Annotated in this window: 28 protein-coding genes; 27 read left to right on the forward strand and 1 reads right to left on the reverse strand. The window is 37.4% G+C overall.

The window, feature by feature from the left end:
• Window positions 1–198: 198 nt before the first annotated feature.
• The 16 genes from M948_RS30880 (at window position 199) to rsmI (ending at window position 14,075) form a co-directional block, all read left to right on the forward strand.
• The gene (locus M948_RS30880; protein WP_021290326.1) at window positions 199–4,350 is read left to right on the forward strand and encodes a S8 family serine peptidase; all 4,152 of its coding nucleotides are present in this window, start codon (window positions 199–201) and stop codon (window positions 4,348–4,350) included.
• 82 nt (window positions 4,351–4,432) lie between these two features.
• On the forward strand, window positions 4,433–5,002 hold the full coding sequence (locus M948_RS30885) for a signal peptidase I (RefSeq protein ID WP_021290327.1): 570 nt from the start codon (window positions 4,433–4,435) through the stop codon (window positions 5,000–5,002).
• Between the two features lie 12 nt (window positions 5,003–5,014).
• Window positions 5,015–5,683, forward strand: a complete 669-nt coding sequence (locus M948_RS30890; protein ID WP_021290328.1) for a hypothetical protein — start codon at window positions 5,015–5,017, stop codon at window positions 5,681–5,683.
• 121 nt (window positions 5,684–5,804) lie between these two features.
• Entirely contained in the window at window positions 5,805–6,119 is a 315-nt protein-coding gene (locus M948_RS30895) for a hypothetical protein (RefSeq protein WP_148530672.1), read from the forward strand.
• 151 nt (window positions 6,120–6,270) lie between these two features.
• Window positions 6,271–6,537, forward strand: coding sequence for a pro-sigmaK processing inhibitor BofA family protein (locus M948_RS30900; protein ID WP_021290330.1), 267 nt, complete (start codon window positions 6,271–6,273; stop codon window positions 6,535–6,537).
• A gap of 121 nt (window positions 6,538–6,658) precedes the next feature.
• On the forward strand, window positions 6,659–6,850 hold the full coding sequence (locus M948_RS30905; protein ID WP_021290331.1) for a sigma factor G inhibitor Gin: 192 nt from the start codon (window positions 6,659–6,661) through the stop codon (window positions 6,848–6,850).
• Window positions 6,851–6,959: 109 nt separating this feature from the next.
• Window positions 6,960–8,402, forward strand: coding sequence for an aminotransferase class I/II-fold pyridoxal phosphate-dependent enzyme (locus M948_RS30910; protein ID WP_021290332.1), 1,443 nt, complete (start codon window positions 6,960–6,962; stop codon window positions 8,400–8,402).
• Window positions 8,399–9,040 carry a dTMP kinase gene (gene tmk / locus M948_RS30915; RefSeq protein WP_021290333.1) on the forward strand — a complete coding sequence of 214 codons (642 nt, stop codon included), beginning with the start codon at window positions 8,399–8,401 and terminating at the stop codon, window positions 9,038–9,040. The genes M948_RS30910 and tmk overlap by 4 nt, the downstream gene beginning before the upstream one ends.
• 14 nt (window positions 9,041–9,054) lie before the next feature.
• A complete protein-coding gene (locus M948_RS30920) occupies window positions 9,055–9,384 on the forward strand; it encodes a cyclic-di-AMP receptor (RefSeq protein ID WP_021290334.1) in 330 nt (109 codons plus the stop codon).
• 50 nt (window positions 9,385–9,434) lie between these two features.
• The gene (locus tag M948_RS30925; RefSeq protein WP_021290335.1) at window positions 9,435–9,869 is read left to right on the forward strand and encodes a YaaR family protein; all 435 of its coding nucleotides are present in this window, start codon (window positions 9,435–9,437) and stop codon (window positions 9,867–9,869) included.
• Between the two features lie 28 nt (window positions 9,870–9,897).
• The gene (gene holB / locus M948_RS30930; protein WP_021290336.1) at window positions 9,898–10,887 is read left to right on the forward strand and encodes a DNA polymerase III subunit delta'; all 990 of its coding nucleotides are present in this window, start codon (window positions 9,898–9,900) and stop codon (window positions 10,885–10,887) included.
• Between the two features lie 6 nt (window positions 10,888–10,893).
• The gene (locus M948_RS30935; protein WP_021290337.1) at window positions 10,894–11,718 is read left to right on the forward strand and encodes a PSP1 domain-containing protein; all 825 of its coding nucleotides are present in this window, start codon (window positions 10,894–10,896) and stop codon (window positions 11,716–11,718) included.
• 13 nt (window positions 11,719–11,731) lie between these two features.
• A complete protein-coding gene (yabA, locus tag M948_RS30940) occupies window positions 11,732–12,079 on the forward strand; it encodes a DNA replication initiation control protein YabA (RefSeq protein ID WP_021290338.1) in 348 nt (115 codons plus the stop codon).
• A gap of 116 nt (window positions 12,080–12,195) precedes the next feature.
• Window positions 12,196–12,948: a tRNA1(Val) (adenine(37)-N6)-methyltransferase gene (locus tag M948_RS30945; protein WP_021290339.1), complete on the forward strand. Its 753-nt coding sequence runs from the start codon at window positions 12,196–12,198 to the stop codon at window positions 12,946–12,948.
• Window positions 12,935–13,228, forward strand: a complete 294-nt coding sequence (locus M948_RS30950; RefSeq protein ID WP_021290340.1) for a GIY-YIG nuclease family protein — start codon at window positions 12,935–12,937, stop codon at window positions 13,226–13,228. The genes M948_RS30945 and M948_RS30950 overlap by 14 nt, the downstream gene beginning before the upstream one ends.
• Window positions 13,206–14,075, forward strand: coding sequence for a 16S rRNA (cytidine(1402)-2'-O)-methyltransferase (gene rsmI / locus M948_RS30955; RefSeq protein WP_021290341.1), 870 nt, complete (start codon window positions 13,206–13,208; stop codon window positions 14,073–14,075). Before M948_RS30950 ends, rsmI begins: the two co-directional genes overlap by 23 nt.
• Before the next feature lie 124 nt (window positions 14,076–14,199).
• Here the strand turns inward: rsmI and M948_RS30960 are convergent, their stop codons facing one another.
• A complete protein-coding gene (locus tag M948_RS30960) occupies window positions 14,200–14,478 on the reverse strand; it encodes an AbrB/MazE/SpoVT family DNA-binding domain-containing protein (protein WP_021290342.1) in 279 nt (92 codons plus the stop codon).
• 410 nt (window positions 14,479–14,888) lie between these two features.
• On the opposite strand from M948_RS30960, the gene metG reads away from it, so the two are divergent.
• From metG to spoVG, 11 genes are all read left to right on the forward strand, one after another.
• A complete protein-coding gene (gene metG, locus M948_RS30965) occupies window positions 14,889–16,844 on the forward strand; it encodes a methionine--tRNA ligase (protein ID WP_021290343.1) in 1,956 nt (651 codons plus the stop codon).
• A gap of 83 nt (window positions 16,845–16,927) precedes the next feature.
• Window positions 16,928–17,698, forward strand: coding sequence for a TatD family hydrolase (locus M948_RS30970; RefSeq protein WP_021290344.1), 771 nt, complete (start codon window positions 16,928–16,930; stop codon window positions 17,696–17,698).
• A 270-nt stretch (window positions 17,699–17,968) separates the two neighbouring features.
• The gene (locus M948_RS30975) at window positions 17,969–19,228 is read left to right on the forward strand and encodes a G5 and 3D domain-containing protein (protein WP_021290345.1); all 1,260 of its coding nucleotides are present in this window, start codon (window positions 17,969–17,971) and stop codon (window positions 19,226–19,228) included.
• A 121-nt stretch (window positions 19,229–19,349) separates the two neighbouring features.
• Window positions 19,350–19,925 carry a ribonuclease M5 gene (gene rnmV, locus M948_RS30980; protein WP_021290346.1) on the forward strand — a complete coding sequence of 192 codons (576 nt, stop codon included), beginning with the start codon at window positions 19,350–19,352 and terminating at the stop codon, window positions 19,923–19,925.
• Window positions 19,912–20,814, forward strand: a complete 903-nt coding sequence (gene rsmA, locus M948_RS30985) for a 16S rRNA (adenine(1518)-N(6)/adenine(1519)-N(6))-dimethyltransferase RsmA (RefSeq protein WP_021290347.1) — start codon at window positions 19,912–19,914, stop codon at window positions 20,812–20,814. Before rnmV ends, rsmA begins: the two co-directional genes overlap by 14 nt.
• A gap of 81 nt (window positions 20,815–20,895) precedes the next feature.
• Window positions 20,896–21,765 carry a sporulation peptidase YabG gene (gene yabG, locus M948_RS30990; protein WP_021290348.1) on the forward strand — a complete coding sequence of 290 codons (870 nt, stop codon included), beginning with the start codon at window positions 20,896–20,898 and terminating at the stop codon, window positions 21,763–21,765.
• Between the two features lie 233 nt (window positions 21,766–21,998).
• On the forward strand, window positions 21,999–22,265 hold the full coding sequence (gene veg, locus M948_RS30995) for a biofilm formation stimulator Veg (protein WP_021290349.1): 267 nt from the start codon (window positions 21,999–22,001) through the stop codon (window positions 22,263–22,265).
• A gap of 251 nt (window positions 22,266–22,516) precedes the next feature.
• A complete protein-coding gene (locus M948_RS31000) occupies window positions 22,517–22,699 on the forward strand; it encodes a small, acid-soluble spore protein, alpha/beta type (protein WP_021290350.1) in 183 nt (60 codons plus the stop codon).
• 117 nt (window positions 22,700–22,816) lie between these two features.
• A complete protein-coding gene (ispE, locus tag M948_RS31005) occupies window positions 22,817–23,668 on the forward strand; it encodes a 4-(cytidine 5'-diphospho)-2-C-methyl-D-erythritol kinase (protein ID WP_021290351.1) in 852 nt (283 codons plus the stop codon).
• A gap of 64 nt (window positions 23,669–23,732) precedes the next feature.
• On the forward strand, window positions 23,733–24,563 hold the full coding sequence (gene purR, locus M948_RS31010; protein ID WP_021290352.1) for a pur operon repressor: 831 nt from the start codon (window positions 23,733–23,735) through the stop codon (window positions 24,561–24,563).
• A gap of 188 nt (window positions 24,564–24,751) precedes the next feature.
• Window positions 24,752–25,042: a septation regulator SpoVG gene (spoVG, locus tag M948_RS31015; RefSeq protein WP_021290353.1), complete on the forward strand. Its 291-nt coding sequence runs from the start codon at window positions 24,752–24,754 to the stop codon at window positions 25,040–25,042.
• The last annotated feature ends 35 nt before the right edge of the window (window positions 25,043–25,077 follow it).

The following is a 25,077-nucleotide window of genomic DNA, read 5'->3' on the forward strand; positions in this document are numbered from 1 at the left end:
TATTGTATTTCTAGGAATAGTAATCCGAATTTACTATTTTAAATTTTCGGAAATAACAGAATTACCCCAATTTACAGTATTAAAAAGTAGATATAACATATTTAATAAGAAGGAATTTTACTTGAAGTCCACTACATGAAAGGAGGAAAGTGATTCAAATCTAATTTTAGTAGAAAAAAGAGAGGGGAATAGTAGGCTATGTTAAAACGTAGATTGCAATTGTTCACAATTTATTTATCTATTTTTTTACTTATCATGTATCTACTTCCTGGTCACACATTCGCTTCGTCGAATAAAGATAAGGAAATAAATAATCTATTAAGTAACATAACTGCAGAAGAGCGCAAGGCTATCCATGAATTAGAAGCCGATAAAGGTTTTACTATACACCCAGATATTAATATAGAAAGTTCAGAGCCCGTAAAAGTAATTGTTGAATTTAAGCAGGATCCTGCAAAGGTTGAGGTAGCAAAAGCAAAGGCAATGAGGTCACGTAGCAAGGTTACTTTATCGCAAGCAAAAGAAAAAGTAGAATCATCACATAAACAATTTAAAGAAGTCCTAAAAAAAATGAAGAAAACAAAATCTACTGATGGGCCTTCTATTACACATGAGTATCGGCATGCAATAAATGGTGTGGCAATGACATTGCCTGGAAATTCAGTTAAAGATTTAATTCAAACGGGTGTTGTTAAGCGTGTTTGGAAGGATAAAACCGTTCGCTTAGAATTACCTAAAGTTGATCAAAAGAAAGTGGAACCAAAAATGGCAGATAGTGTCCCGCAAATTGGTGTAGACCGATTACATGATGAAGGCATCAAAGGGGAGGGAATTAAAGTTGGGGTAATTGATACTGGTATTGATTATAACCACCCTGATTTGACGGATGCCTATCAAGGTTATCGTTTTACGGAAGGAGAAAACCCAGCTGAAATCGATCCTAGCCAGGTTAAAGGCTGGGATTATATCGATAATGATGCTGATCCAATGGAGACGACCTATAAAGATTGGCGAGAATCTGGTGAAGCTGAATTTATTAGTGGCGTAAGTTATTACACATCACATGGCACCCATGTATCTGGGACGATTGCTGGTACAAAGAGCAATGATGTTGATTATGCGGTCAAAGGTGTAGCTCCTGAAGTGGATTTATATAACTATCGTGTTTTAGGTCCTTATGGTTCTGGGCCAACCAATGGGGTTATCGCAGGAATTGATAAGGCTGTTAAAGATGAGATGGATGTTATCAATCTATCCTTAGGATCTAATGCGAATGATCCTTTGTCTCCTACATCTTTAGCAGTTAATAATGCTGTATTATCTGATGTAGTAACAGTAGTAGCAGCAGGTAATGCTGGACCAGGTGAGAAAACAGTAGGATCGCCTGGGGCCGCTGCATTTCCTATTTCTGTTGGAGCAAGTGATGTGTCACAGACTATCCCCACGTTTAGCGCTACAGCAGGAGATGTGACGGTAACAGATATGCAACTGTTAGCAAAAAATTTCACAGATAATCTAGAAGCGTTCAAAGATCAATCCTTTTCTATAGTTGACGCAGGGCTGGGGTATGCTGAGGATTTTGCAGCGGTTGATGTAGAGGGGAAAATTGCATTAATAAAGCGTGGCGAGATTTCCTTTGATGAAAAAGTTAAAAATGCAAAAGATGCAGGTGCAGAAGCTGCCATTGTATTCAATAATGAAGACGGGCAAATCCCTTATTATATTGGAGAAAGTACAGCCTATCTTCCAGCATTCCGTCTTTCTAATGAGGATGGACAGGCTTTGAAAGAGGTTCTTTCAGATGAACTTTTACTAACGTTTGGCGAGTTAACAAATACGGAATCAGAAGGTGACCATTTAGCAGATTTCAGTTCGAGAGGACCTGCAGCACAAAATTATGATATCAAGCCAGATGTTGTTGCACCTGGGGTGGCAATTTTCTCTACTTACCCATCCTATGTTAATGATCCAGAACATAATAATTATGATTTAGCTTATGCACGTATACAGGGTACATCCATGGCTTCTCCACATGTTGCAGCGTCAGCAGCACTTATTTTACAAGAGAATCCAAATTACAGTCCCTTTGAAGTAAAAGCCGCCTTAATGAATACCTCTGTTGATCTAAAAGAAAATTACTCTGTCTATGAAGTAGGATCGGGGAGAATTAATGCTTATAATGCTGTTCATACTAATACATCGGTTAAAGTCCTTGATAAAACAGAGATGTTGGATGGGGAAGAAACCACTATGATCGACGAGGTTACTGGTTCCATTGGCTATGGCAGCTATTATTTAGAGGAAGGGGAAGGTTTGGAAGAAAAGAAAGATATTCGCATTGAGAATCACTCAGCCGAGGAGAAATCATATGCCATAAATGTTGAATTCCTACACGGAAATGAAGAAGGGATCGAGTTAAACGTACCTGAATCAATAACTGTTGGATCTGAACAATCAGAGGAAATCAATGCAACGATTCAAGTACCAAAAAATGCAGAATATGGCATGTTTGAGGGATATATCCATGTTGAAAACGAAGCTAGTGAAGAGAATTTCCAAGTACCATTCGCTGTTCGTGTTACCGATAAAGGGATTGATTATGTCGATTTAGACCGCCAAGCAGTTCCAAATGAATGGACATTTCATCCATTTTTACTTCCATTTATCAATATGGCCTTAAAAATAAAAAGTCCAATCGAAACAATGGATGTTATTGTGAAAGATGGAGAAACACAAGAGCCGATTGGATTAGTCGGTACATTAGATAGCAGTAATATGGAAGTTGGTAGAGAGTATTACGTGTTGCAAGCATTTATGGGAAGCGTTTTTCCATTTACCGATGACACAGAAAATCCAATAGCAGAAGAAAGAGTCAAATTACCAGAAGATGATTATATCCTTGAAGTGATTGGTCACGATGAGAATGGAGATACGTACACCATACAGAATGTTGCTATTGTCGATAATACACCACCGGAATTAACGTTTAATGATTTGGAACCAGGAGTACATGAAGTGGATGAGTCTATGTATACAGATGAGGATGGGCATCATGCTCTATGGGTTCATACGAATGTGTATGATTCTACAATTGATGTTTTAAAATCAAAAGGCTTGGATTATGATCAATCGGAAAATATTGTCGCCTATTATCAGAATTCTCCATTTCCAGGTCAGATTCCAGTTGAAGCAAACGGAAATATGAAGTTTGGTTTATTGCCTGAAGAAATTGAGAATGGACCAGTAAATTTAGATTTATTGCCTGTTGATTTAGCTACGAATGCCGATATTGTTAATAAAACGAGGTACACATTTGTTGAAGAAGGAACAGCCTATGGCATGTCTACTTATGACAAAGAGGAAATAAAGAAAGGCAATACATTTACCTTGACATTAAGTCTAAACAACGTGAAGGCGTTAATGTCTGGGGAATTTGAAGTAGAGTATGCGAAGGATCTTTATCAGTTTGATGGAGTTCAGGTAAATGAAGCATTTGCAGCATATGCAGAAGAGAATGACTTAGAAATAAACTTGAACGAACCTTCATTTAGAGAAGACTATTGGACAGATTTTGTGAAAGTAGGAGCATCTATCGAAGGTAATGCGTTTTCAGGCATTGATAAAGATATGAAATTTCTTGATGTCACATTTGAATTAATTGATGACCACTATTACGGTGGCGCAACAAGTCTATCTGTTGACGATTTTAGTTATGAGAAAGCCGGTGAATCAGAACCAGTATCGATCTCTGTTTTCTCACATGACAAGTATACGATTGTTCCAAAGCATTCTACTATTACAGGTTTTATCGAGCCAGAAGCATTTCTTCATGAGGATGGATTTGTATTACAGAAAGATTATGAAGAAATGGGCGTTAAGATATATGCAAAAGATCAAGATGGTAAAAAATACAGAGGTACGATTACAGAGCAGGGGAATTTTACGATCAAGGGGCTTCCGGTATCTGAAAGAACGTACAATGTCTATGTTGAAGTCCCCGGTCATTTAAATAATGTATTGGAGACAGAAGTAGGGATAGAAGAGAATGGTGAAGTTATTGGCGAATCCAAGCGAGTGCATCCAGACATGAACACTGCTGGAGATATCAATGGCGATAAAGTTGTCGACATCCATGATGTAATGCGTGTTGTAGCCCATTATGGTAAAGAAAATGATAAAACGGATGTAAACAAGGATGGAATTGTTGATGAAGCAGACATTCGTTTCATTGAAAAGAATTTCTTAGATATTGGTTTTGACGCACCAGAGAATAAAACCCCGTTAGAAAAATTAGGAAATAAAGGGTTGAATGATTTTCTTAAATCAATAGGGCTAGAACCAAATAATTAGAGAGAAAAGTATGAATTGGGAATGCTACACACTTCGGTGTGTGAGTTCCTATTTATAAAAATGAGCTGTCAGGAGGGAGAGGATGGTTGAAATCAAAGATAAATTTAGGAGAGCACTGAAGATATTGCTGCGTCTTTTATTTGTTCTAATGGTTATCTTCGTTCTATTTATTGTGATTCAATTGCTTCGTAATCCTGGACAGCCTCCTTCTTTGTTTAGTTTTCAGCCTTTTACAGTCTTGTCTAATAGTATGAATCCGACATTCGAAACTGGTGATATGGTCATTGTAAAAAGATTGGAAGCATCAGAGATTCAAGAAAATGACGTTATTACCTTTAAAGAAGCAGCGGATAAATATATTACTCACCGAGTAAGTGAAGTGATTTTGCAACAGGGGGATATCCAGTTTGTTACAAAGGGGGACAATAATAATGTTGTTGATGAGACGCTGGTGTCTGCAAAGAATGTTATAGGAAAACAGGTATTTATGATTCCGAATGTAGGTTTTATTTCTAAGTTTATCAGTGGACCGGTAGGGTTTTTTCTGCTTATCCTTCTCCCTTTTACTGGATATATTTGTTTGGAGGTGTATGAAAGGAGTCAGAAATCCGCAAAAAGGCATCCATCAAAACAAAATATTAAAAAGATATGAGGAGGAACTTTTATGAAAAAATTAAAGAAAACATTATTAGGTACGACTTTTGCTGGAATTTTGGTAGCTTCAGCTGGGATAGGAACATACTCTTGGTTTACTTCAGAAACAGAGGCGCAAGGTGACATGCAGAATGGAGTATTACAAATTAATAATGATAGCAATATAGAAACACCGATTTTTTCCGGAGTTAAATTTGCCCCCTCACAGCTTGAATATGGAAATTGGGTGACTATTGAGAACAGTGGTGACTTAGATACGTATCTAAATGCTACTTATACACATTCAATTGATAAAGCATCCTTAGATGCATATGAGGTTGGATACATGGCTATGAAGTACACAACTACTCCCGATCAGGATACCTATGAAAAATCAAAAATACAATTAGAAAATCTATTTAATGGGGAAACAAATGAACGGACATTTACAACTGCTAATACTGAAGGAGTAGAACTTTCTGGAGAACTATTAACAGACGAAGAGGTTGATTCAGGTGAGATTACGTTCGGTGAGGGGAGTGAAGATTCCTTCTGGCAACTTGATGAAGGTCAATATATTGATATTATGATAGCTATTAAGTTAGATGAGAGTGCGGGCAATGAATACCAAGGTGCACAGTATGATGCAACTTTTCATGTGATTGGTAAACAAACAGATGATGGTGCAACGTATGAGTAATGCGAGTTAGAGGGGTGAGCGTGTAGTGGAAAGGAGAAGAGCTTTTATTATACTGCTTAGCTGCATACTCGTTTATACACTATGTATATCTATATCTTCATCTACTACAAAGGCTTGGTTTATGAGTGAAACTGAATCACACGGAAAGGTAGTCAACGCAACTACAAAAGATCTTCTAGATATTGATGCTGATCTTTTATCTTTTGATGCAGCATGTGTTACTAACATAGAAATAAAGATTAAGAATATTGCAGATGTAGAGATACCAATTAAGCTAGATGAAAAGAAACTACAATTATCACCGGGTGAGTTATTTTCGGAAGTAGTTACAAGAAAGGTGTCCTGTGAAGCTGAGCAAGTAAATTTTCATTTAATAGGATTTAATTCCTTTATTGATGAAATTATCATTGTTTCATTTGATCCACCTCCTACTTGAAGGAACGGCAGTGAAATTGAATACAGAGACTTCTAATATCTGATTAGAAGAACGCAATGTATACTGTGTAGTGTTTTTACTATGTCTGGTTCTTTTTCTTTCATTTTATGCATAAGTAGTAGAAAGGGACAAGAAAGAGGGGTTGATTAGTTTGAATTCGACACTAGTAATTTCTATTATGGTTGCATTAATTATTATCCTATTATTTGTAGGGGCGCCCGTAAAACCAATGCGCTTTATTGGACATACGACGGTAAAGCTTGGAATCGGGATATTATTTCTGTTTTTTATTAATGTGTTCGGTGGAGCAATTGGATTGCATATTCCAATAAATTTATTCACAGCGGTAATAGCTGGATTTCTAGGCATCTTCGGGTTGGCATCGTTATCAGCAATTCATTTGTTTATTATTTCATGATTGATTAAATGCAAATATAAAAGAAATTCTTAAAGCTTACTATTTTCAATTCATTTTCAAAGATTTTTTTGTATAAGATCCGTTAGATTAGGAGATACTAATTCATAACGGAGGTGGAGAAATGAAACAAAGCTTAACACATGAACGTTGTGGTATTTGTGAAGAAGAAAAGGAATCAGGTATTCATTTGTACACATTGTTTATCTGTTCAGAATGTGAGCATAATATGATTCATACGGAACCACGTGAAGAAAAGTATAACTATTATCTCCATAAATTAAAAAATATCAACAAACCAAAACTATATTCCTAGATCGGTAAAGTCTTTGTCCGCAAAGGCTTTTTTTGTTATCTAAATGAAAGTCTAGTGCTGATATGATAAGATATGATCAGTTAATTTCATCATATTGAGGCGAAGATAAATGAACCAACAACGAATGCCGTTATTTCATGCACTACAACAATTTTCAGTGAATCGTCCCATTTCCTTTCATGTACCAGGTCATAAAAACGGGAATATATTTCCTGAAGCAGTGAAACAATATTTTCATACACTGCTTAAATTTGATATGACAGAGTTAACAGGATTGGATGATTTACATGCACCAGAAACGGTTATTGCTGATGCGGAACAGTTGGCTGCCGATTTCTTTCAAACAAAGAAAACGTTTTTTCTAGTAGGAGGAAGTACGGCCGGCAATTTGGCTATGATATTAGCTACATGTAAGGCATCTGATAAGGTTATTGTACAACGTAATGTTCATAAATCAATTATGAACGGATTAGAATTATGTGGAGCAAGCCCGGTATTTATTGCGCCAGATTATAATGAAGCTGTTCATCGGTATAACAATCCAAATATAAACACATTAAAGCGAGCCATAGAACAGCATCCTAATGCGAAGGCAGTCGTGCTTACATACCCGGATTACTTTGGACATACATTTGCTTTAAAAAAGATGATAGAACTGGCACATTCCCATCGTATTCCTGTTCTAATTGATGAAGCGCATGGTGTTCACTTTTCTTTGGGTTCTCCCATGCCTCCTTCTGCTATAAAACTAGGTGCTGATATCGTTGTTCAATCGGCTCATAAAATGGCTCCAGCGATGACAATGGGATCGTATCTTCATATGAATTCTAGGTATGTATCTGAACGGCAAGTTGCTCACTATTTACAAATGATTCAATCCAGTAGCCCTTCTTATCCATTAATGGCTTCGTTGGATATCGCACGTGCTTTTCTGGCAAACATGCCTCCAAAAGCTATACATGCCATATTAGATAGCGTCGACAAGGTCAAAGGGGCGTTAAGTCAAACCAATTACTGGAGTATTGTAACAGCAGATGATCCATTAAAAATTACATTGGAAATGCAGGAAGGGATTACTGCAACACAAGTTGCTAGCTACTTTGAGGAACAGCAAATTTATCCAGAATTAGCAACACATAACCAATTATTATTCATTCACGGATTAGCTCCATTTACTGAAGTAAATCGCTTGAAAAAAGCAGTAAAAACCGTGAATGATCAATTAAAAAATACTGCTAGACATGATACAATAGACATACAAGGACTTTTTACTGAGAAGGTTCAGGAATTAGCTTTGTCTTATCAAACAATGGATCAGTTGCAAACGAATTACTTCCCGCTTCAAGATGCAGTTGGGTATGTTGCGGCAGAATCGGTTATTCCATATCCACCTGGAATCGCATTAATACTAAAAGGGGAAGTAATCACAACTACACATATAAACACGCTATTCCTACTGCGTGAACAAGGAGTACGTATGCAACACCGGTATACAGAAGACATCCAAGTATTTATAAATATAGGATTGGAAGAAGGAGAAGAAGGAAGTTGAGGGGACTATTTATCACATTTGAAGGTGGGGAAGGTGCTGGAAAAACCTCGATTCACCATGCTTTAAGTCAACGGTTAAGCAATGAAGGCTATGATGTACTTGCTACTCGAGAGCCAGGTGGTATCAAGATAGCTGAGAAAATAAGGAATATTATCCTTGATCCGCTTCACACAGAGATGGAAGAGCATACAGAAGCGTTGTTATATGCAGCAGCAAGAAGTCAGCATTTCTTTGAAAAAGTGTTGCCAGCATTAAATCAGGGTAAAATAGTGTTATGCGATCGCTTTATAGATAGCAGCCTTGTATATCAGGGTTATGCGCGAGGTCTAGGAATGGATGAGGTACTAAAAATTAATCAATTTGCCATTGGTGATTGCATGCCTGATCGAACTTTATTCTTCGATATTGAGCCCAAAAAAGGATTAGACCGGATCGCGGCGAATAAAAATAGAGAGCAAAATCGTTTGGATCTGGAAAATCTTGAATTTCATGAACATGTCTATGATGCTTATCATATACTTGCAGAAAGATTTCCTAATCGATTTCAATTCATAAATGCGGATCAACCAATGGAAGATGTGGAAGAAGAAGCTTTACGTCATATCTTATCTTTATTTAAGGAAAATAAGAAAATCTAAAGGAGCTGGCAAAAATGAAGTTACTTATCGCAGTGGTTCAAGATAAAGATTCTAATCGTCTGGTGGATGCACTAGGTGAAGAGAATTTTAAGACAACCAAGCTTGCTACTACTGGCGGTTTTTTAAAGGAAGGAAACACCACCTTAATGATCGGGTGTGAAGACGAATATGTTGATGAAGCATTAGATATCATTAAAGACAACTGTTCGCATCGTGAACAAATGGTTGCACCAATCTCGCCAATGGGAGGCAATGCTGATTCTTATATTCCAAAGCCAGTTAAGGTAGAAGTAGGTGGAGCCACCGTGTTTATTTTGCCGATCGAATCGTTTTATCAATTTTAAGGCTAAGCTGTCTTGATAAAAGAGATTGTAGGCCGGAAGGGACTGAGCATTTGAAAATTAGTCAGGATTTAAGACCCCAACCTGAAACAAAGTATATTAGACCAGCTGGAGAAGAGAACCGGACTTTCCAGAAATCGCTGCAGTCCCAGGCCCAACAACTTAAACAGCAAGAATTCCAAGTTTTAATAAAAAATATTAGTCTGCAGGGAGACAAGCTAGCTCGATTCCGTTCGTTCCGAGATTTAGCAAAATTTAAGCGGTTAGTCAAAGGTTTTTTGCAGGAAGCAGTTAATAGTGGGTTGGACTTGGAAAAGTCTCATCGTTTTGGGGTGGATCAACAAAGTCGAAACCTAACCATCGTAAAAGCTGTTAATGAAAAATTAATGGAACTAACCGAAGAAGTCATGAATAACGAAAAAAAGACAGTAGATCTACTAGGTTTAATTGGTGAGATTAAAGGTCTGCTGGTTAACATATATACGTAAGAAGCATGATAATATGAAGGGGATACATATGGAAACGTGGCCTGAGGTTGCCGAAATACAGCCGTTAGCAAGCAGGATAATAACAAATAGCATAAAGAAAGACCGGATTTCCCATGCTTATTTACTTCAAGGTGAACGAGGCACGGGTAAAGAAGCGATCGCCTTGCTCATCGCTAAAGGGTTATTTTGTGAGAATAATTCAGCTGATGAGCCATGTTCACATTGTAATGCGTGTCACCGTATTGCATCTGGAAATCATCCGGATGTACATTGGATTGAACCAGATGGACAATCGATTAAAATAGAGCAAATCAGGAATTTGCAGAAAGAATTTATGTATTCTGGTCTAGAATCGGATCAAAAAGTTTATATTATCAAAGGTGCTGATACGTTAACCGTTAATGCTGCCAACCGTATTTTGAAATTTTTAGAAGAGCCGAATAAAAAAACAACGGCGATTATGATGACAGACAATAGTCAATCAATTCTCCCGACCATTCGTTCCAGATGTCAGGTCATTGATTTAAAGCCTCTTAATCCAGTAAACTTCCAAAAGCAATTAATAGAAAAAGGGATGCATAATAGAAATGCAGTTTTAATGAGTGCACTAACGAATAATTTAGACGATGCCTTTACTAGAAATAACGACGAGTGGTTTGCCTCCGCAAGAAAGATAGTGGTACAATTAGTAGAGGTACTTTCATCCAATCCAGAGGATGTATACTTATTTATTCATCAGCATTGGGTGACTCATTTCAAGGAAAGAAGTGAGCATGAAGAAGGATTGGATCTCCTACTATTCGCATTCAAAGATATTCTTTATTACCATATAGAAAACGAAGCTGGGATGGTATTTTTCGCCCCTTCTGATGAATTGCTTGAAAAGGCAGCAAGACGCTTTTCGCAGGAGCAATTATTAGACGTCTTACAAACGGTGTTGCAGGCAAAGCGAAAGTTAAAGCAAAATGTCCATCCAACCTTAGTGATGGAGCAGCTCACACTTCAAATACAGAGGTGATAAGGAATGATAGAAGTTATCGGTGTTCGCTTTAAGAAAGCGGGTAAAATATATTATTTTGATCCGGGGGAAGAGACGATTCTGTTAGATAGTTATGTCATCGTTGAAACCATCCGTGGAATTGAGTTTGGTAAAGTTGTCCTTACCAATAAACAGGTTGATGAGGAGGATGTTGTTCTTCCACTAAAGAAAGTTATTCGACTCGCAAACGATAAGGATAAATTAACAGTAGTGGAGAACCAAGAACGCTCACAAAAAGCATTTCAAGCGTGCTTGGAAAAAATTAGAGAACATGACTTAGATATGAATTTAGTAGAAGTGGAGTATACATTTGATCGTAATAAAATTATTTTCTACTTTACTGCTGATGGTCGTGTAGACTTTCGAAACTTGGTAAAAGATCTTGCCGCAATGTTTAAGACGAGAATAGAACTTCGTCAAATTGGTGTACGTGATGAAGCAAAAATGCTAGGAGGAATCGGTCCTTGTGGCAGAATGCTATGCTGCTCCACTTTTCTAGGTGACTTTGAACCTGTATCTATAAAAATGGCAAAAGATCAAAATCTCTCCTTAAATCCTGCAAAAATTTCTGGTCTATGTGGAAGGTTAATGTGTTGTTTAAAATATGAAAACGATGATTATGAAGTAGCCAAACGTGAATTACCAGATATCGGACAATCAATGGAGACACCATATGGAAAGGGTAAAGTAGTTGGTTTAAACATCTTAGAACGACTCATCCAAATCGAAATACCTGAAAAAGAAAGAGTAATCGAATATACTTTAGATGAACTAATTGATGAAGGAATTTTAGCGCAAGCCACAGAATAACGGGGTGAGTAGCGTGAAGAACAGGAAAATTTTTGATCAAGTTTCAGATATGGAAAAGCAAATTGGCGAATTATACGAACAGTTAGGTGATTTGAAAGGTAAACTGAGCGACCTTTTAGAAGAGAATCATCGACTAGCCATGGAGAATCATAATTTACGTAGTCACTTAAAACATACAAAAGAGGACAACGCAGACAATGATAATCATGCAGAAGTGAACAAAGGTTTTCCTGGTGAAGGGTATGATAATTTGGCTCGTTTATACGAGGAAGGCTTTCATATTTGTAATTTGGAATTCGGCAGTCCAAGAAGAAATGAAGATTGCATTTTTTGCTTAGACTTCCTAAATAAAACGAAGTAAGATACATGATGTATGGCTGTCTCGATTTCGGGGCAGCCTTTGTTACAGTTAATGCTATGAAAGTAAAGCAGCTCCTGAATCATAAGCTTCATGTTCATTCAGAAAGGAAATACTAAATGGTTGAGGTTGAGTTATATGATGATGAACGAATAGATTATTTACTAGCAGATAACAGCATGAAAATTATACAGAGTCCTTCGGCTTTTTCTTTTTCTCTTGATGCCGTGTTGTTGGCTCATTTTGCTTATGTTCCATTTAAAAAAGGAAAAATACTTGACTTATGTACGGGCAATGGTGTTATTCCTTTACTACTATCGAGAAAAACAAAGGGTTCTATTACTGGAGTTGAAATCCAGGATCGAATTTATCAAATGGCAACGAGAAATGTTGCAATGAATCAGTTAACGAGTCAAATTGAGCTGATTCACGGTGATTTAAACCATTTACAAACGCGTTTGCTCCAAAGTCATTTTGATGTAGTTACTTGCAATCCTCCTTATTTTCCAACACCATCTAAAACAGAGCATAACCATAATGAATATTTAACGATAGCCAGGCATGAAGTATATTGTACATTAGAGGATGTTATCAAAGCCTGTAAACGCTATGTGCGACCAGGAGGCAAAGTGGCCATGGTACATCGTCCTGGTAGGTTAGTCGATATCATCCGTTTGTTTCGGAAATATAAGTTGGAGCCAAAACGATTGCAATTTGTTTATCCAAAGCAGGGAAAAGAAGCAAATATGTTATTAATTGAAGGAACAAGGGATGGGAAGGCAGATTTAAAAATCTTACCTCCACTCTATATTTATCAAGCCAATGGATCATATACAGAAGAAGCTGAGGATATTATATATGACAGAAAATAACCACGTGGTATATATATTAAAATGCAATGATGGGTCATTATATACTGGATATACCAATAATTTGGAGCATCGAGTCAGGATGCATGAAGAGGGAAAAGGTGCAAAATACACCAGAGGTAGGGGCCCTTTTCAAATTGTTTATGTTGAACGGTTCGCCAGTAAAACGGAAGCAATGAGAAAGGAATACGAAATTAAACAATTGACACGAAAAGAGAAATTTCGAATGATTCGTGACAAGTTGAAAGAAGTGATGAGCCATGCAGATTCAAAAAAGTTATGATCAAGTAACGGCAACAATATATATTGTTCCTACACCAATAGGGAACTTAGAAGATATTACTTATCGAGCGCTAAAAACTCTCCAATCCGTATCTGTGATAGCAGCTGAGGATACGCGGAATACAAAAAATCTACTAAGGCATTTTGATTTGAACACACCGCTCATTAGTTATCACGAACATAATAAGTTGGCTCGTGAAGATCAATTATTAACAAAAGTAGAAAATGGAGAATCGATTGCTCTTGTAAGTGATGCAGGGATGCCAGCGATTTCTGACCCAGGACATGACCTTGTACAAGCAGCAATTGGGAAGAGAATACCCGTCGTGGTCTTGCCAGGGGCTAATGCTGCATTATGTGCATTAGTTGGATCCGGGCTTCCAACAAGTGAATTTTATTTCTATGGGTTTTTGCCAAGAAAAAAGAAAGAAAAAGAAACGGAGATCGAGCGGCTGAAACCCCTGCGTGCGACATTATTATTTTATGAGTCCCCATATCGTTTAAAGGATACTTTAAAGGCTCTACATGGGCAGCTTGGCGATCGCCAGGTTGTCCTTGCTAGAGAATTAACCAAACGATTTGAAGAATTTATTCGCGGAACATTAGCTGAAGTAATCTCACATATTAGTGAAAAAGAAATGAAGGGCGAATTCTGTATTGTTTTGGATGGAGCGGAAGAAGATCAGGATATGGATCGATTATGGTGGAGTAATCTATCTATCATTGAGCATGTAAACCATTATTTAGAAAGTCAAACTAATTCAAGTAAAGAGGCCATTAAACTAGTCGCTAAGGAAAGACAATTGCCGAAGCGAGACGTTTACCAAGCCTACCACATTCAAGAATAAAATTTGTTATAGATAAAAAAGGTCTGACGTAGTGATGAACGTCAGACCTTTATTACATGTATAGCGATAAGTATAATTCATTTTATGTAGTGTAATGTACCATCACACTATACCTTTATTATACTTATTTGTTAAGTCGTGATTCTATCTCTTTAACCAGTTCTTGTGCGCCTTCAGGACTAAGGACAAGTTTGCCGTTCGCTAAAGAAAGGTTCTCATCTGAGACCTCGCCAGTAAGATGACAAGTCATGTTGGGCTTATACTTCTTAAGAATGATTTTGTCATTTTCTACATAGATTTCCATCGCATCTTTCTCCTGAATTTCCAGTGTACGACGAAGCTCCATTGGAATAACGACACGTCCAAGCTCATCAACTTTACGTACAATTCCGGTAGATTTCAATTTCTTTCCCCCTAAGGTTAGAAAAACGCGGCATTTTACTTGTCAGTGAGGCCTTCGTTCTTCCTAAAATTTGTTGTATTAAAAAAATCGTCATATTTCGACATCGCTCTAAGCAATAGAATACCAGTGTTTCTTTTTTCTGTCAATAAATATTTACCTGAAAATTTAATTATTTATAAACAACTTATAAACCTTGATATGACAAGGTTTATCCACTGTGATTATGGCAATACTGAAGAGGTATAGGAAAAAATAGGAAATAAACAAATAATATTTTTCGACATAATTCGATTTTGTTTTTCTAATAATTGTCCAAATTAGATGATATTGCACTCTATTTGGCAAATTGCAGGATAAAAGCTACAATAGTAATAGTTTATGGATGCAGGTGGAAATAGGAGGTAAGATAAATGGCAGATAATAAAAAAACATTTTATATAACAACACCGATTTACTATCCAAGTGGAAATTTACACATTGGTCATGCGTATTCGACAGTGGCTGGTGATGCGATTGCTAGGTATAAGCGGATGCGTGGATATGATGTTATGTATTTAACCGGAACGGATGAGCACGGGCAGAAGATACAAAAAAAAGCTACGGAAAAAGGTGTTTCTCCACAAACATATGTAGATGAAATCGTAAGCGGTATAAAGGATTTATGGTCAAAGTTAAAAATATCAAATGATGATTTTATTCGAACAACGGAAGAACGACATAAAAAAATTGTAGCTAACATATTTGATCAATTGGTTAAGCAAGGCGATATTTATCTGGATGAATATGAAGGATGGTATTGTACATCCTGCGAATCCTTTTTTACGGAAAGACAACTAGAGGATGGACATTGTCCAGACTGTGGCGGACCAGTAGAGAAGGTGAAAGAAGAATCTTACTTCTTTAAAATGAGTAAATATGTAGATCGATTGGTGCAATTTTATGAAGATAACCCTGAATTTATTCAGCCGGAAAGCCGTAAGAATGAAATGCTGAATAATTTTATTAAGCCAGGCCTAGAGGATTTAGCTGTTTCTAGAACGACATTTGATTGGGGAATTAAAGTACCTGGGGACCCCAAGCATGTTATCTATGTATGGATTGACGCATTGACAAACTATATTACAGCTTTAGGCTACGGGACGGATGATGACAGCAAATATCAAAAATTTTGGCCGGCCGATGTCCATTTAATGAGTAAAGAGATCGTTCGTTTCCATACCATTTATTGGCCAATTATGTTAATGGCTTTAGATCTTCCATTGCCAAAAAAAGTCTTTGCGCACGGATGGATATTAATGAAAGATGGCAAGATGTCAAAATCAAAAGGAAATGTAGTCGATCCCGTTAAGCTTACGGATAGATATGGATTAGATGCACTTCGCTACTACCTGCTACGCGAAGTACCATTTGGGTCAGATGGTGTGTTCACTCCCGAAGGATTTGTAGAGCGAACGAATTATGACCTAGCAAATGATTTAGGAAATTTATTGAATCGTACGATTGCGATGATCAATAAATATTTTAATGGGGAAATTCCAGCATATACTGCCAAGGAAACAGAATTTGAAGCGTCACTTGAAGCGTTTGGCAATGAATCCATTCGCAAAGTAGAGGAAGCGATGGAAAATATGCAGTTCTCTGTCGCCTTATCTTCGTTATGGCATCTGATTAGCCGCACCAATAAATATATTGATGAGACAGAACCTTGGGTATTAGCTAAGGATGAAGCAAATAAGGATCGATTAGGAAATGTAATGGCCCATCTTGCGGAGTATCTACGTAAAGCAGCGGTCATGCTTCAACCATTCTTAACAGAAGCACCGGCAGAAATTTTCAGGCAGCTTCATATAACAGATGAAACATTAAAAGAGTGGGATAGCCTTTATCAGGAAGGACAGATTAAAACTGGTACAATTGTTCAAAAAGGAAGTCCAATCTTTCCACGACTCGATGTAGAGAAAGAAGTACAAACCATCAAGGCAATGATGCAAAAACCGGCTCAAGAGCCAAAGACAAGCAATCAAGAAGTAACAAATAAAGATGAAATTGTTTTTGATGATTTTATGAAAGTAGATATGCGAGTAGCTGAGGTAGTTAAAGCAGAACCAGTAAAAAAGGCGGATAAATTATTAAAATTGCAATTGGATTTAGGTGCTGAAAAGCGGCAAGTAGTCTCAGGAATCGCACAATATTATCAACCAGATGATTTAGTAGGAAAAAAAGTAATTTGTGTCACTAATTTGAAGCCAGCTAAATTGCGTGGTGAAAAATCAGAAGGTATGATTCTATGTGGTGAAGATGAAAATGGGAAGCTTGTACTTGCTTCTGTAGAAGAAAACTTACCAAACGGTTCCGTTGTAAAATAATGAAGCAGAAAAGACCAATCTCAACGAGTTTGGTCTTTTCAACAATAAGAAGAGCTTATGTTTATAACTGAGGAGTGAAGAAGTTGTTGTTTGATACCCATGTTCATTTAAACGCAAGAGATTTTTTTGAAGATCGAGAAGAAACGATTCAGCGCGCTTTTGATGCTGGAGTTAAATATATGGTGGTTGTTGGCTTTGATCGTGAAACCATTCCCTTAGCAATTGAAATTGCTGAACAATATGAAACAATATATGCAGCAGTTGGTTGGCATCCGGTTGATGCCATTGATATGACAGGTGAAGAGCTTGCTTGGATTGAAGAGTTGTCTTCCCATCCAAAAGTTGTGGCGATCGGTGAAATGGGCTTGGATTATCATTGGGATAAATCACCGAAGGATGTACAAAAAGAAGTATTTCGAAAGCAAATTCGATTGGCTAAAAAAGTAAATATGCCAATTATTATCCATAATCGTGAAGCTACCGAGGATATTATTGATATTCTCAAACAAGAAAATGCGGAAGTGATTGGTGGAATCATGCATTGTTACAACGATTCAGCAGATTATGTACAAACATGTTTAGATATGAATTTTTATATATCTTTAGGAGGACCAGTAACCTTTAAAAATGCTACTTTACCAAAGGAAGTAGCGGTGCAGGTTCCTATGGATCGGTTGTTAATTGAAACTGATGCACCTTTCCTAGCTCCTCACCCCAATAGAGGAAAGAGAAATGAACCAGCTTATGTTAAATTAGTAGCAGAAAAAATAGCAGAACTTCGAGAAACAACCTTGGACGAAATTTGTGAAAACACGACAAAAAACGCTATTTCTCTCTTTGGTTTAAACTTATGACGGTTGTAAAAAAAGAAAAATAATTTGTAAAAAAATAGGAAAAATACGGTATAAAAAGAAGGTTAACGTAAATGTTAAGCTTCTTTTTTTATGAAATAATCGATTCTAATAAACCCCTTATGTATCAATGGTTATGAGGTATTTTTACTAATAAAAAAGGGCTCTCTTTTTTCTATGTAATCTAATTGTAACTTAAACGTAAACGGAATTACTTTGACTTTGCATATAAGTGTTAATATAATCAAAATGCATTAAGAGGGAGGCAGAAGCATGCGAATGATTTCAAAGCTAATGCCGGCGTCGACAATGAAGCTGGTTATTTCGAGCATTGGTGTTTTGGCACTTGTTGTGTTTTCCGGACTCGTCTTATTTGATGCTACTAAAGCAGAAGTGGTTATTGCTGAAGACGGCAAGAAACAAACTGTAAAGACGCATAAAAACACCGTAGAAGAATTACTAGCTGAAGTTGGAATTACTGTTGGAGAACATGATTACTTATCTCATAACAAAGCAGATTCCGTTGAAAATGGAATGGAAATCTCGTACAAACAAGCAAAACAAGTGACTGTTACAATTGACGATGAACAGAAGAATTACTATACAACGGTAGATACAATAAATGAATTCTTAGAAGAAAATAACCTTTCTTTTAAGCAACGAGATGATGTTTCTTTTAAGCCAGAAGATGCAATAGAAGATGGATTACATATTAAAGTTAAGCAAGCCTACCAAGTTACCATCAATAATGGCGGAAAAGAGAAAACAGTATGGACAACAGGCGGCACTGTAGCCGATTTGTTAGAAGAATCTCAGGTGAAGTTTGATCAGGATGGAGCGGATAAAATTAAACCGGCTCTGGGTGAAAAAGTTACGAAAGATACAACCGTCTCGATTGTACGTGTTGAAACAGAAAAAGATGAAGTTACTGAAACAATAGCCTTTTCGACGGAAGAAAAGAATGATAGCAGTCTTCCAAAGGGAGAGAAAAGGGTCCTCTCTGAAGGGAAAGAAGGCAAAGTAGAGAAAGTTTATGAAATTGTTAAAGAAAATGGAAAAGAAGTAAGTAAAGAACTAGTAGATGAGAACGTCATCGAAGAAAGTGAAGATCGAGTAGTAGCTATCGGTACGAAACAGAAAGAAGATAATAATTTGGTTACGTTATCAACTAAAAAGCCCAAGCAATCCGAAGCAAGTTCAGAGAGTAATAACGCACAAAACGCAAATGATCGTTCGCAAGGCGGAAAAACCTATACAATGTCTGCGAGTGCCTATACTGCAAGCTGTAGTGGTTGTAGTGGATTTACTACGACAGGTATAAATTTAAACGCGAATCCGAATAAAAAAGTGATTGCTGTAGATCCAAGCGTTATTCCGTTAGGGTCAAGAGTTTGGGTTGAAGGATATGGGGAAGCGATTGCTGGAGATACCGGTGGTCATATTGTAGGCAATCGTATTGATGTTCATGTACCTTCGAAACAAGCTGCCTACAATTGGGGTCGAAAAACCGTTACTGTAAAGGTCATTAATTAATAAAAATGCTCTTACCATAGAGGTAAGAGCATTTTTTGTATTATAATAAGTGTATAGCTTTAATCGAACTAGAGGAAATTAAAAAAGGCTAAAATGAATGAGTGTAGAAAGAGGAAATAATGTGAGGATAAAAGAAGTAATAGTGGTAGAAGGAAGAGATGATACAGCAAAAGTCCGCCAAGCTGTTGATGCGGATACAATTGAAACAAATGGTTCAGCAATTAATCAAACGATTCTAACCCAAATACAACATGCCAAGGATAAGCGAGGAGTCATTATTTTTACAGACCCAGATTATCCAGGGGAACGTATTCGTCATATTATTGATCAAGCAGTATCTGGCTGCAAACATGCTTTTTTGACGCGACAAGAAGCAACAGCGAAGCATTCTGGTATAAATAAAAGTTTAGGAATCGAGCATGCCTCGATGAAGTCCATTCAACAAGCTCTCTCAGAAGTTTATGAATTGAATGAAACACAAACCAGCGATATTACCAAACAAGATTTAATTAACTATGGCTTAATTGGCGGCGCACAAGCAGCTCAAAAAAGAAAACGCTTAGGAGAGATACTTCAAATTGGTCATATGAATGGCAAACAATTACTAAAGCGGCTCACCATGTTTCAGATAACCAAACAAGAATTTGAGGCAGCTATTGCGCAGATTTGGCAGGAGGATAAGCATGACAACGAATAAATTTATAGCAACACCGTCACGTACAAAAGAAATTTTATCGAAGTATCATTTCTCCTTTAAAAAGAGTTTAGGACAGAATTTTTTAATCGATAGCAATATCTTGGAGAACATTATTGAACATGCTGGTATTGAGAAAGGTGCTGGAGCTATAGAAATCGGTCCAGGCATTGGAGCGTTAACAGAACAATTAGCCATTCATGCTGATCAAGTTATCGCTTTTGAAATAGACCAACGACTGTTACCTGTTCTTGCAGACACATTAGAACCCTATCCAAATGTTACTATTTTACATCAAGATATATTAGAGGCCGATGTTGCGAATATGATCACAACGTACTTTAAGCATGAGCAACCGATACATCTTGTTGCTAATTTACCGTATTACATTACCACGCCAATTCTTATGAAAATATTACGTGAGGATCTCGCAGTGAATAGTTTTACTGTCATGATACAAAAAGAAGTAGCTGAACGCATGGCAGCTGGCCCCAATAATAAAAGCTATGGTTCGCTGAGTATTGCCATCCAATACTACACAAAAGCAGAAGTAGTTATGCATGTGCCTAAACGCGCGTTTATGCCACAGCCAAATGTCGATTCAAGTATTCTGAAGTTAGTGAAGCGCATTCAACCACCTGTCCAAGTTGATAATGAGGATTTTTTCTTTCGAATGGTTCAGGCTAGCTTTGCACAACGAAGAAAAACCCTTCGCAATAATTTAACCAATCATTTTCAAAGCTTGTTTACCAAAGAACAGGTTACCCAGTACTTAGAAAAGGCGGGGATTGATGGCAATAGACGTGGAGAGTCGTTGACGATGGAAGAGTTTGCATTGTTGGCTAATACCTTATATCGGATCCAGCCAAAGGAAGATAAAAACGAAGGCTGAATTTTAGATAAACGCACAGTTTTAGCCGCCTCCTCATAGGCTATATCAGAATGCTTGGTAGGAAGGCTGTGAGGAGAAGGTATGAGCTTTGCAAAAGGTGATTTAGTAACGAGACAATCGTATAATCATGATTTATTATTTCGAGTAGCCTCGGTAAAAAGAGAAAACGTTGAATTATATGGCGAGGATATCCGTCTCAAAGCAGATGCGCCGGTAACTGATTTGGAAATGGTTCAGCAGAGGGAGCTTGAGAAACGGAGAAAAAGAGAGCAGGAAAAAGAGGAATTCTCCTATCGATTATTTCGACAAGATTATCAATTAATGAAAGAAAAACGGGAGTACCAGGCAACCGATGGATACCAGCATGAAACCATGTTTTTTCAACTCCCTGCGAAAGTACTTCACCTTGATGGCGATCAGATGTATTTAAGAAAGTGTATTGAACTATATCAGCGTATAGGACTGCAAGTGCATGGTGTTCATTTACAAGAGCGTGAAATGCCGCTTCAAATTGGAGAGTTAGTGGAGAAGATACAGCCAGATATTATTGTAATTACCGGCCATGATGCCTTCTCTAAAAATAAAGGGCAGAAAAGTGATATTCGTGCATATCGACATTCCAAATTTTTTGTTGAGACAGTACGTGAAGCCAGAAAAATTAACCCTAACCTAGACCAGCTCATCATATTTGCGGGAGCATGTCAATCTCACTTTGAGTCATTAATACGTGCTGGTGCGAACTTTGCCAGTTCGCCACTACGGATCAATATACATGCATTAGACCCGGTATATATCGCAGCAAAGATAGCTTATACACCATTTATGGAAAGGGTTAGTGTTTGGGAGGCATTGAGGAACACGCTGACAGGAGATAAGGGTATGGGGGGCGTAGAGACAAAAGGACTGTTGCGGACTGGTATGCCTTATTTGGAGCAAGAATCGATGGATTAAGCAACTTACCTTGGCAGGTAAGGTTGCCGTATGAAATAAGGACAAGCATTTTACAGAACTATACCTACCACTTTTTTGAAAAAAATATACATAAAAATTTAACATATACAAATAATAGGGTTAATCGACAAATTAAACTGTTGACATTAAATTTGGTAACTTGTTATAATGATAAGTTTTATTTGACATTTGTACAAGTTTATGGTATACTATTTGCAGTGAGGTGGAGTATAGTGGCGAAAACATTAATCGAAATAAAGCAAGGTCTTGAAGGTCATGTTGGTGAACGGTTAAAGCTTAAAGCGAACGGTGGCAGAAGGAAAACGATTGAACGTTCAGGCGTATTAGCAGAAACATATCCTTCTGTCTTTATCGTTGAGCTTGACCAAGAAGAAAATGCATTCGAACGTGTTTCATACAGCTATGCAGACGTTTTAACAGAAACAGTGGAACTAAGTTTTTCAGACGAACATACCATTGCTTCCGTGATTGAGCAGTAGCCCTAAAGGTTTACTGCTTTTATTTTACATTAAAATAACTGAATTATTCGTCAATAATACTTCGATATATTAATGACGTACATTTAGGTTTAACAATCACTTTAAAATCTATCCAAAAGTTATTTGGGATGAACCATAAAATTTTTCCTTTTTTGTATACATATAACGGGATTGTTCGAGAACCTATTAAGCCATACTAAGCATGTCGTAAGGGAATTACTACTCATTTAAATGAAGGGGGTTGTTCTTTCGTGGCTAGACGAAGAGGGATGATGTCAGACCATTTGAAAGAAGAAATTGCCAAAGAGTTAGGATTTTACGACACGGTGCAAAGCGAAGGCTGGGGCGGCATAAAATCTAGGGATGCTGGAAATATGGTTAAACGTGCTATTGAAATGGCCGAAGCGAACATGCAGCAAAAAGGCAGATCCTAATAGGATTTGCCTTTTTTGCTGCTAGAGAAAGCTGAATGGATGTGTTTTCTTTGAATTCGCTTGGTGATTTCTAATATGTTACAATTTCATTATCTATGTACAAGAAGGTGACGGGTGATGGCGCTATTTGAGAAAGCCCCTGCTAAAATAAACTTATCACTCGATGTGTTAAGTAAAAGAGAAGATAATTACCATAATATAGAAATGGTTATGACAACGATAGATCTGTCAGATCGAATTAAATTATACGAGCTAAAGCAGGATCGTATTGAAATTTCGTTGGAAAGCAGGTTTGTGCCTAGTGACGAGCGAAACTTAGCTTTTAAGGCAGCATATGCCTTGAAGCAAATATATGGAATCCGAGCAGGGGTTCATATCAATATAGAAAAGAACATACCCGTTTCAGCAGGATTAGGGGGCGGTAGCACAGATGCAGCTGCCGTCTTGAGAGGGCTGAATCGATTATGGTCATTAGGCATACCGAATGATGAGTTAGCGAGGTTAGGTTCAACTATCGGAACGGACGTGCCCTTTTGTATATATGGAAAGACCGGTATTGCGAAAGGACGTGGCGAGATTATTGAGCCACTCCCTTCGCCTCCGCCGTGTTGGGTTGTTTTAGCGAAACCTGATATCGGCGTATCCTCTAAAACAATATTCCAGCGAATAATTATAAATGAGCTTGCCCATCCGCAGACAAATAAAATAATCCAAGCGTTACGAGAAAATGATTTTCAAAAACTTTGCATCCATTCAGGAAATTCGCTAGAATCGATAACCGTTGAGTTATATCCGGAAGTACAACGGATTAAAGAGGCCATGCGTCAATCAGGGGCTCAAGGTGTGCTGATGAGTGGAAGTGGACCGACTGTATATGGCTTAGTAGAGCAGGAAAGCAAGGCAAGGAGAATTTATAATGGGATGCGAGGATTTTGCGAAGAAGTATATTATGTTCGATTATTAGGTTAAAAATTGATAAAAGGCATATGTTAATGGTATATTAAAGAGAAATATTCGGTTTTGAGGTGTGGTTATGAAACGAAGTAATCGTTTGGTTGCTTTAACAAACTTTTTTCTAGAGAATCCACGGCAACATACGCAGTTGCCTTACTTTGTATCCAATTTGGAGACAACGAAGGCTTCTGTAAGTGAAGATCTTGATATAATTGACACGGTATTTCAAAAAGAGGGCATTGGTTATTTACAACGAACTACTGGCGCTGGCGGCGGCGTTCAATACATTCCTGAGTTCAATAATGGGAGAAATAAAGCTTTTATTAATGATCTATGCCGAAAGCTAGAAGATCCAGTGCGAATTCTACCCGGTGGTTATCTCTACATGAGTGATTTGCTAGGTGATCCAAAGACAGTAAGAGAGATTGGAAGTGTATTTGCATCGTCATTCTCCAAAATGGATATTGATGTTGTGGTTACGGTTGCTACCAAAGGAATTCCTTTAGCCTATTCGGTTGCCTCTTTCCTTCGAGTGCCGGTTGTTATCGTGCGGAGAGATCCAAAAGTAACAGAAGGCTCATCTGTAAGTATTAACTATGTTTCTGGGTCATCAAGAAAAATTCAAACAATGGTTTTGCCTAAGCGAAGCTTAACAGAAGGATCTAATGTTTGTATTATCGATGACTTTATGAAAGCAGGAGGCACCATTACAGGAATGATTAATTTGTTAGAGGAGTTTAATGCTCAAGTAAAAGCAATTGGTGTACTAGCTGAAGCAGACGATGAAGAAGAGGAACGCGTAGTAGAGAATTATACATCGTTAATTAAAATTTCCAATGTCGATTTGAAAGAAAAAAATATAGATGTCCATCCAGGTAATTTTCTTACAAATAGCATGGACGGGAATTAATGTGATTGTTGTTATATAAGTGTGGTTTCTGCTTTTGTGAAGCGTTTAGGAGGAACCATATGAGGAAAATTACCTGTTAATCACCTTATTTGAAAATATTTTATTTTTTTTAATAATTTAGCAGGACTTTTAATAGTTTTGTTGAACTAGTTAATATAGATTCAAATGGGAAAAGGTGGTGATACATCATGGAAGTAACTGACGTAAGATTGCGCCGCGTTAATACAGAAGGTAGAATGCGAGCGATTGCATCGATTACTTTGGATCAGGAATTTGTTGTCCATGATATCCGTGTTATTGATGGGAACAATGGACTATTTGTAGCAATGCCATCTAAGCGTACTCCAGATGGTGAATTTAGAGACATCGCACATCCGATTAATTCCGGTACACGTGCAAAGATTCAAGACGCTGTTTTAGAAGAATACCATCGTGCTGGTGAAGCTGAAGTGAAGTATGAAGAAGCTGGAGCTTCGTAAAACGCACATTTTTTAATACAACTAGAGGTCTAATC

Origin of the sequence: Virgibacillus sp. CM-4, assembly GCF_000445495.1 — a bacterium.
Classification (GTDB): Bacteria; Bacillota; Bacilli; order Bacillales; family Amphibacillaceae; genus Virgibacillus; species Virgibacillus salexigens.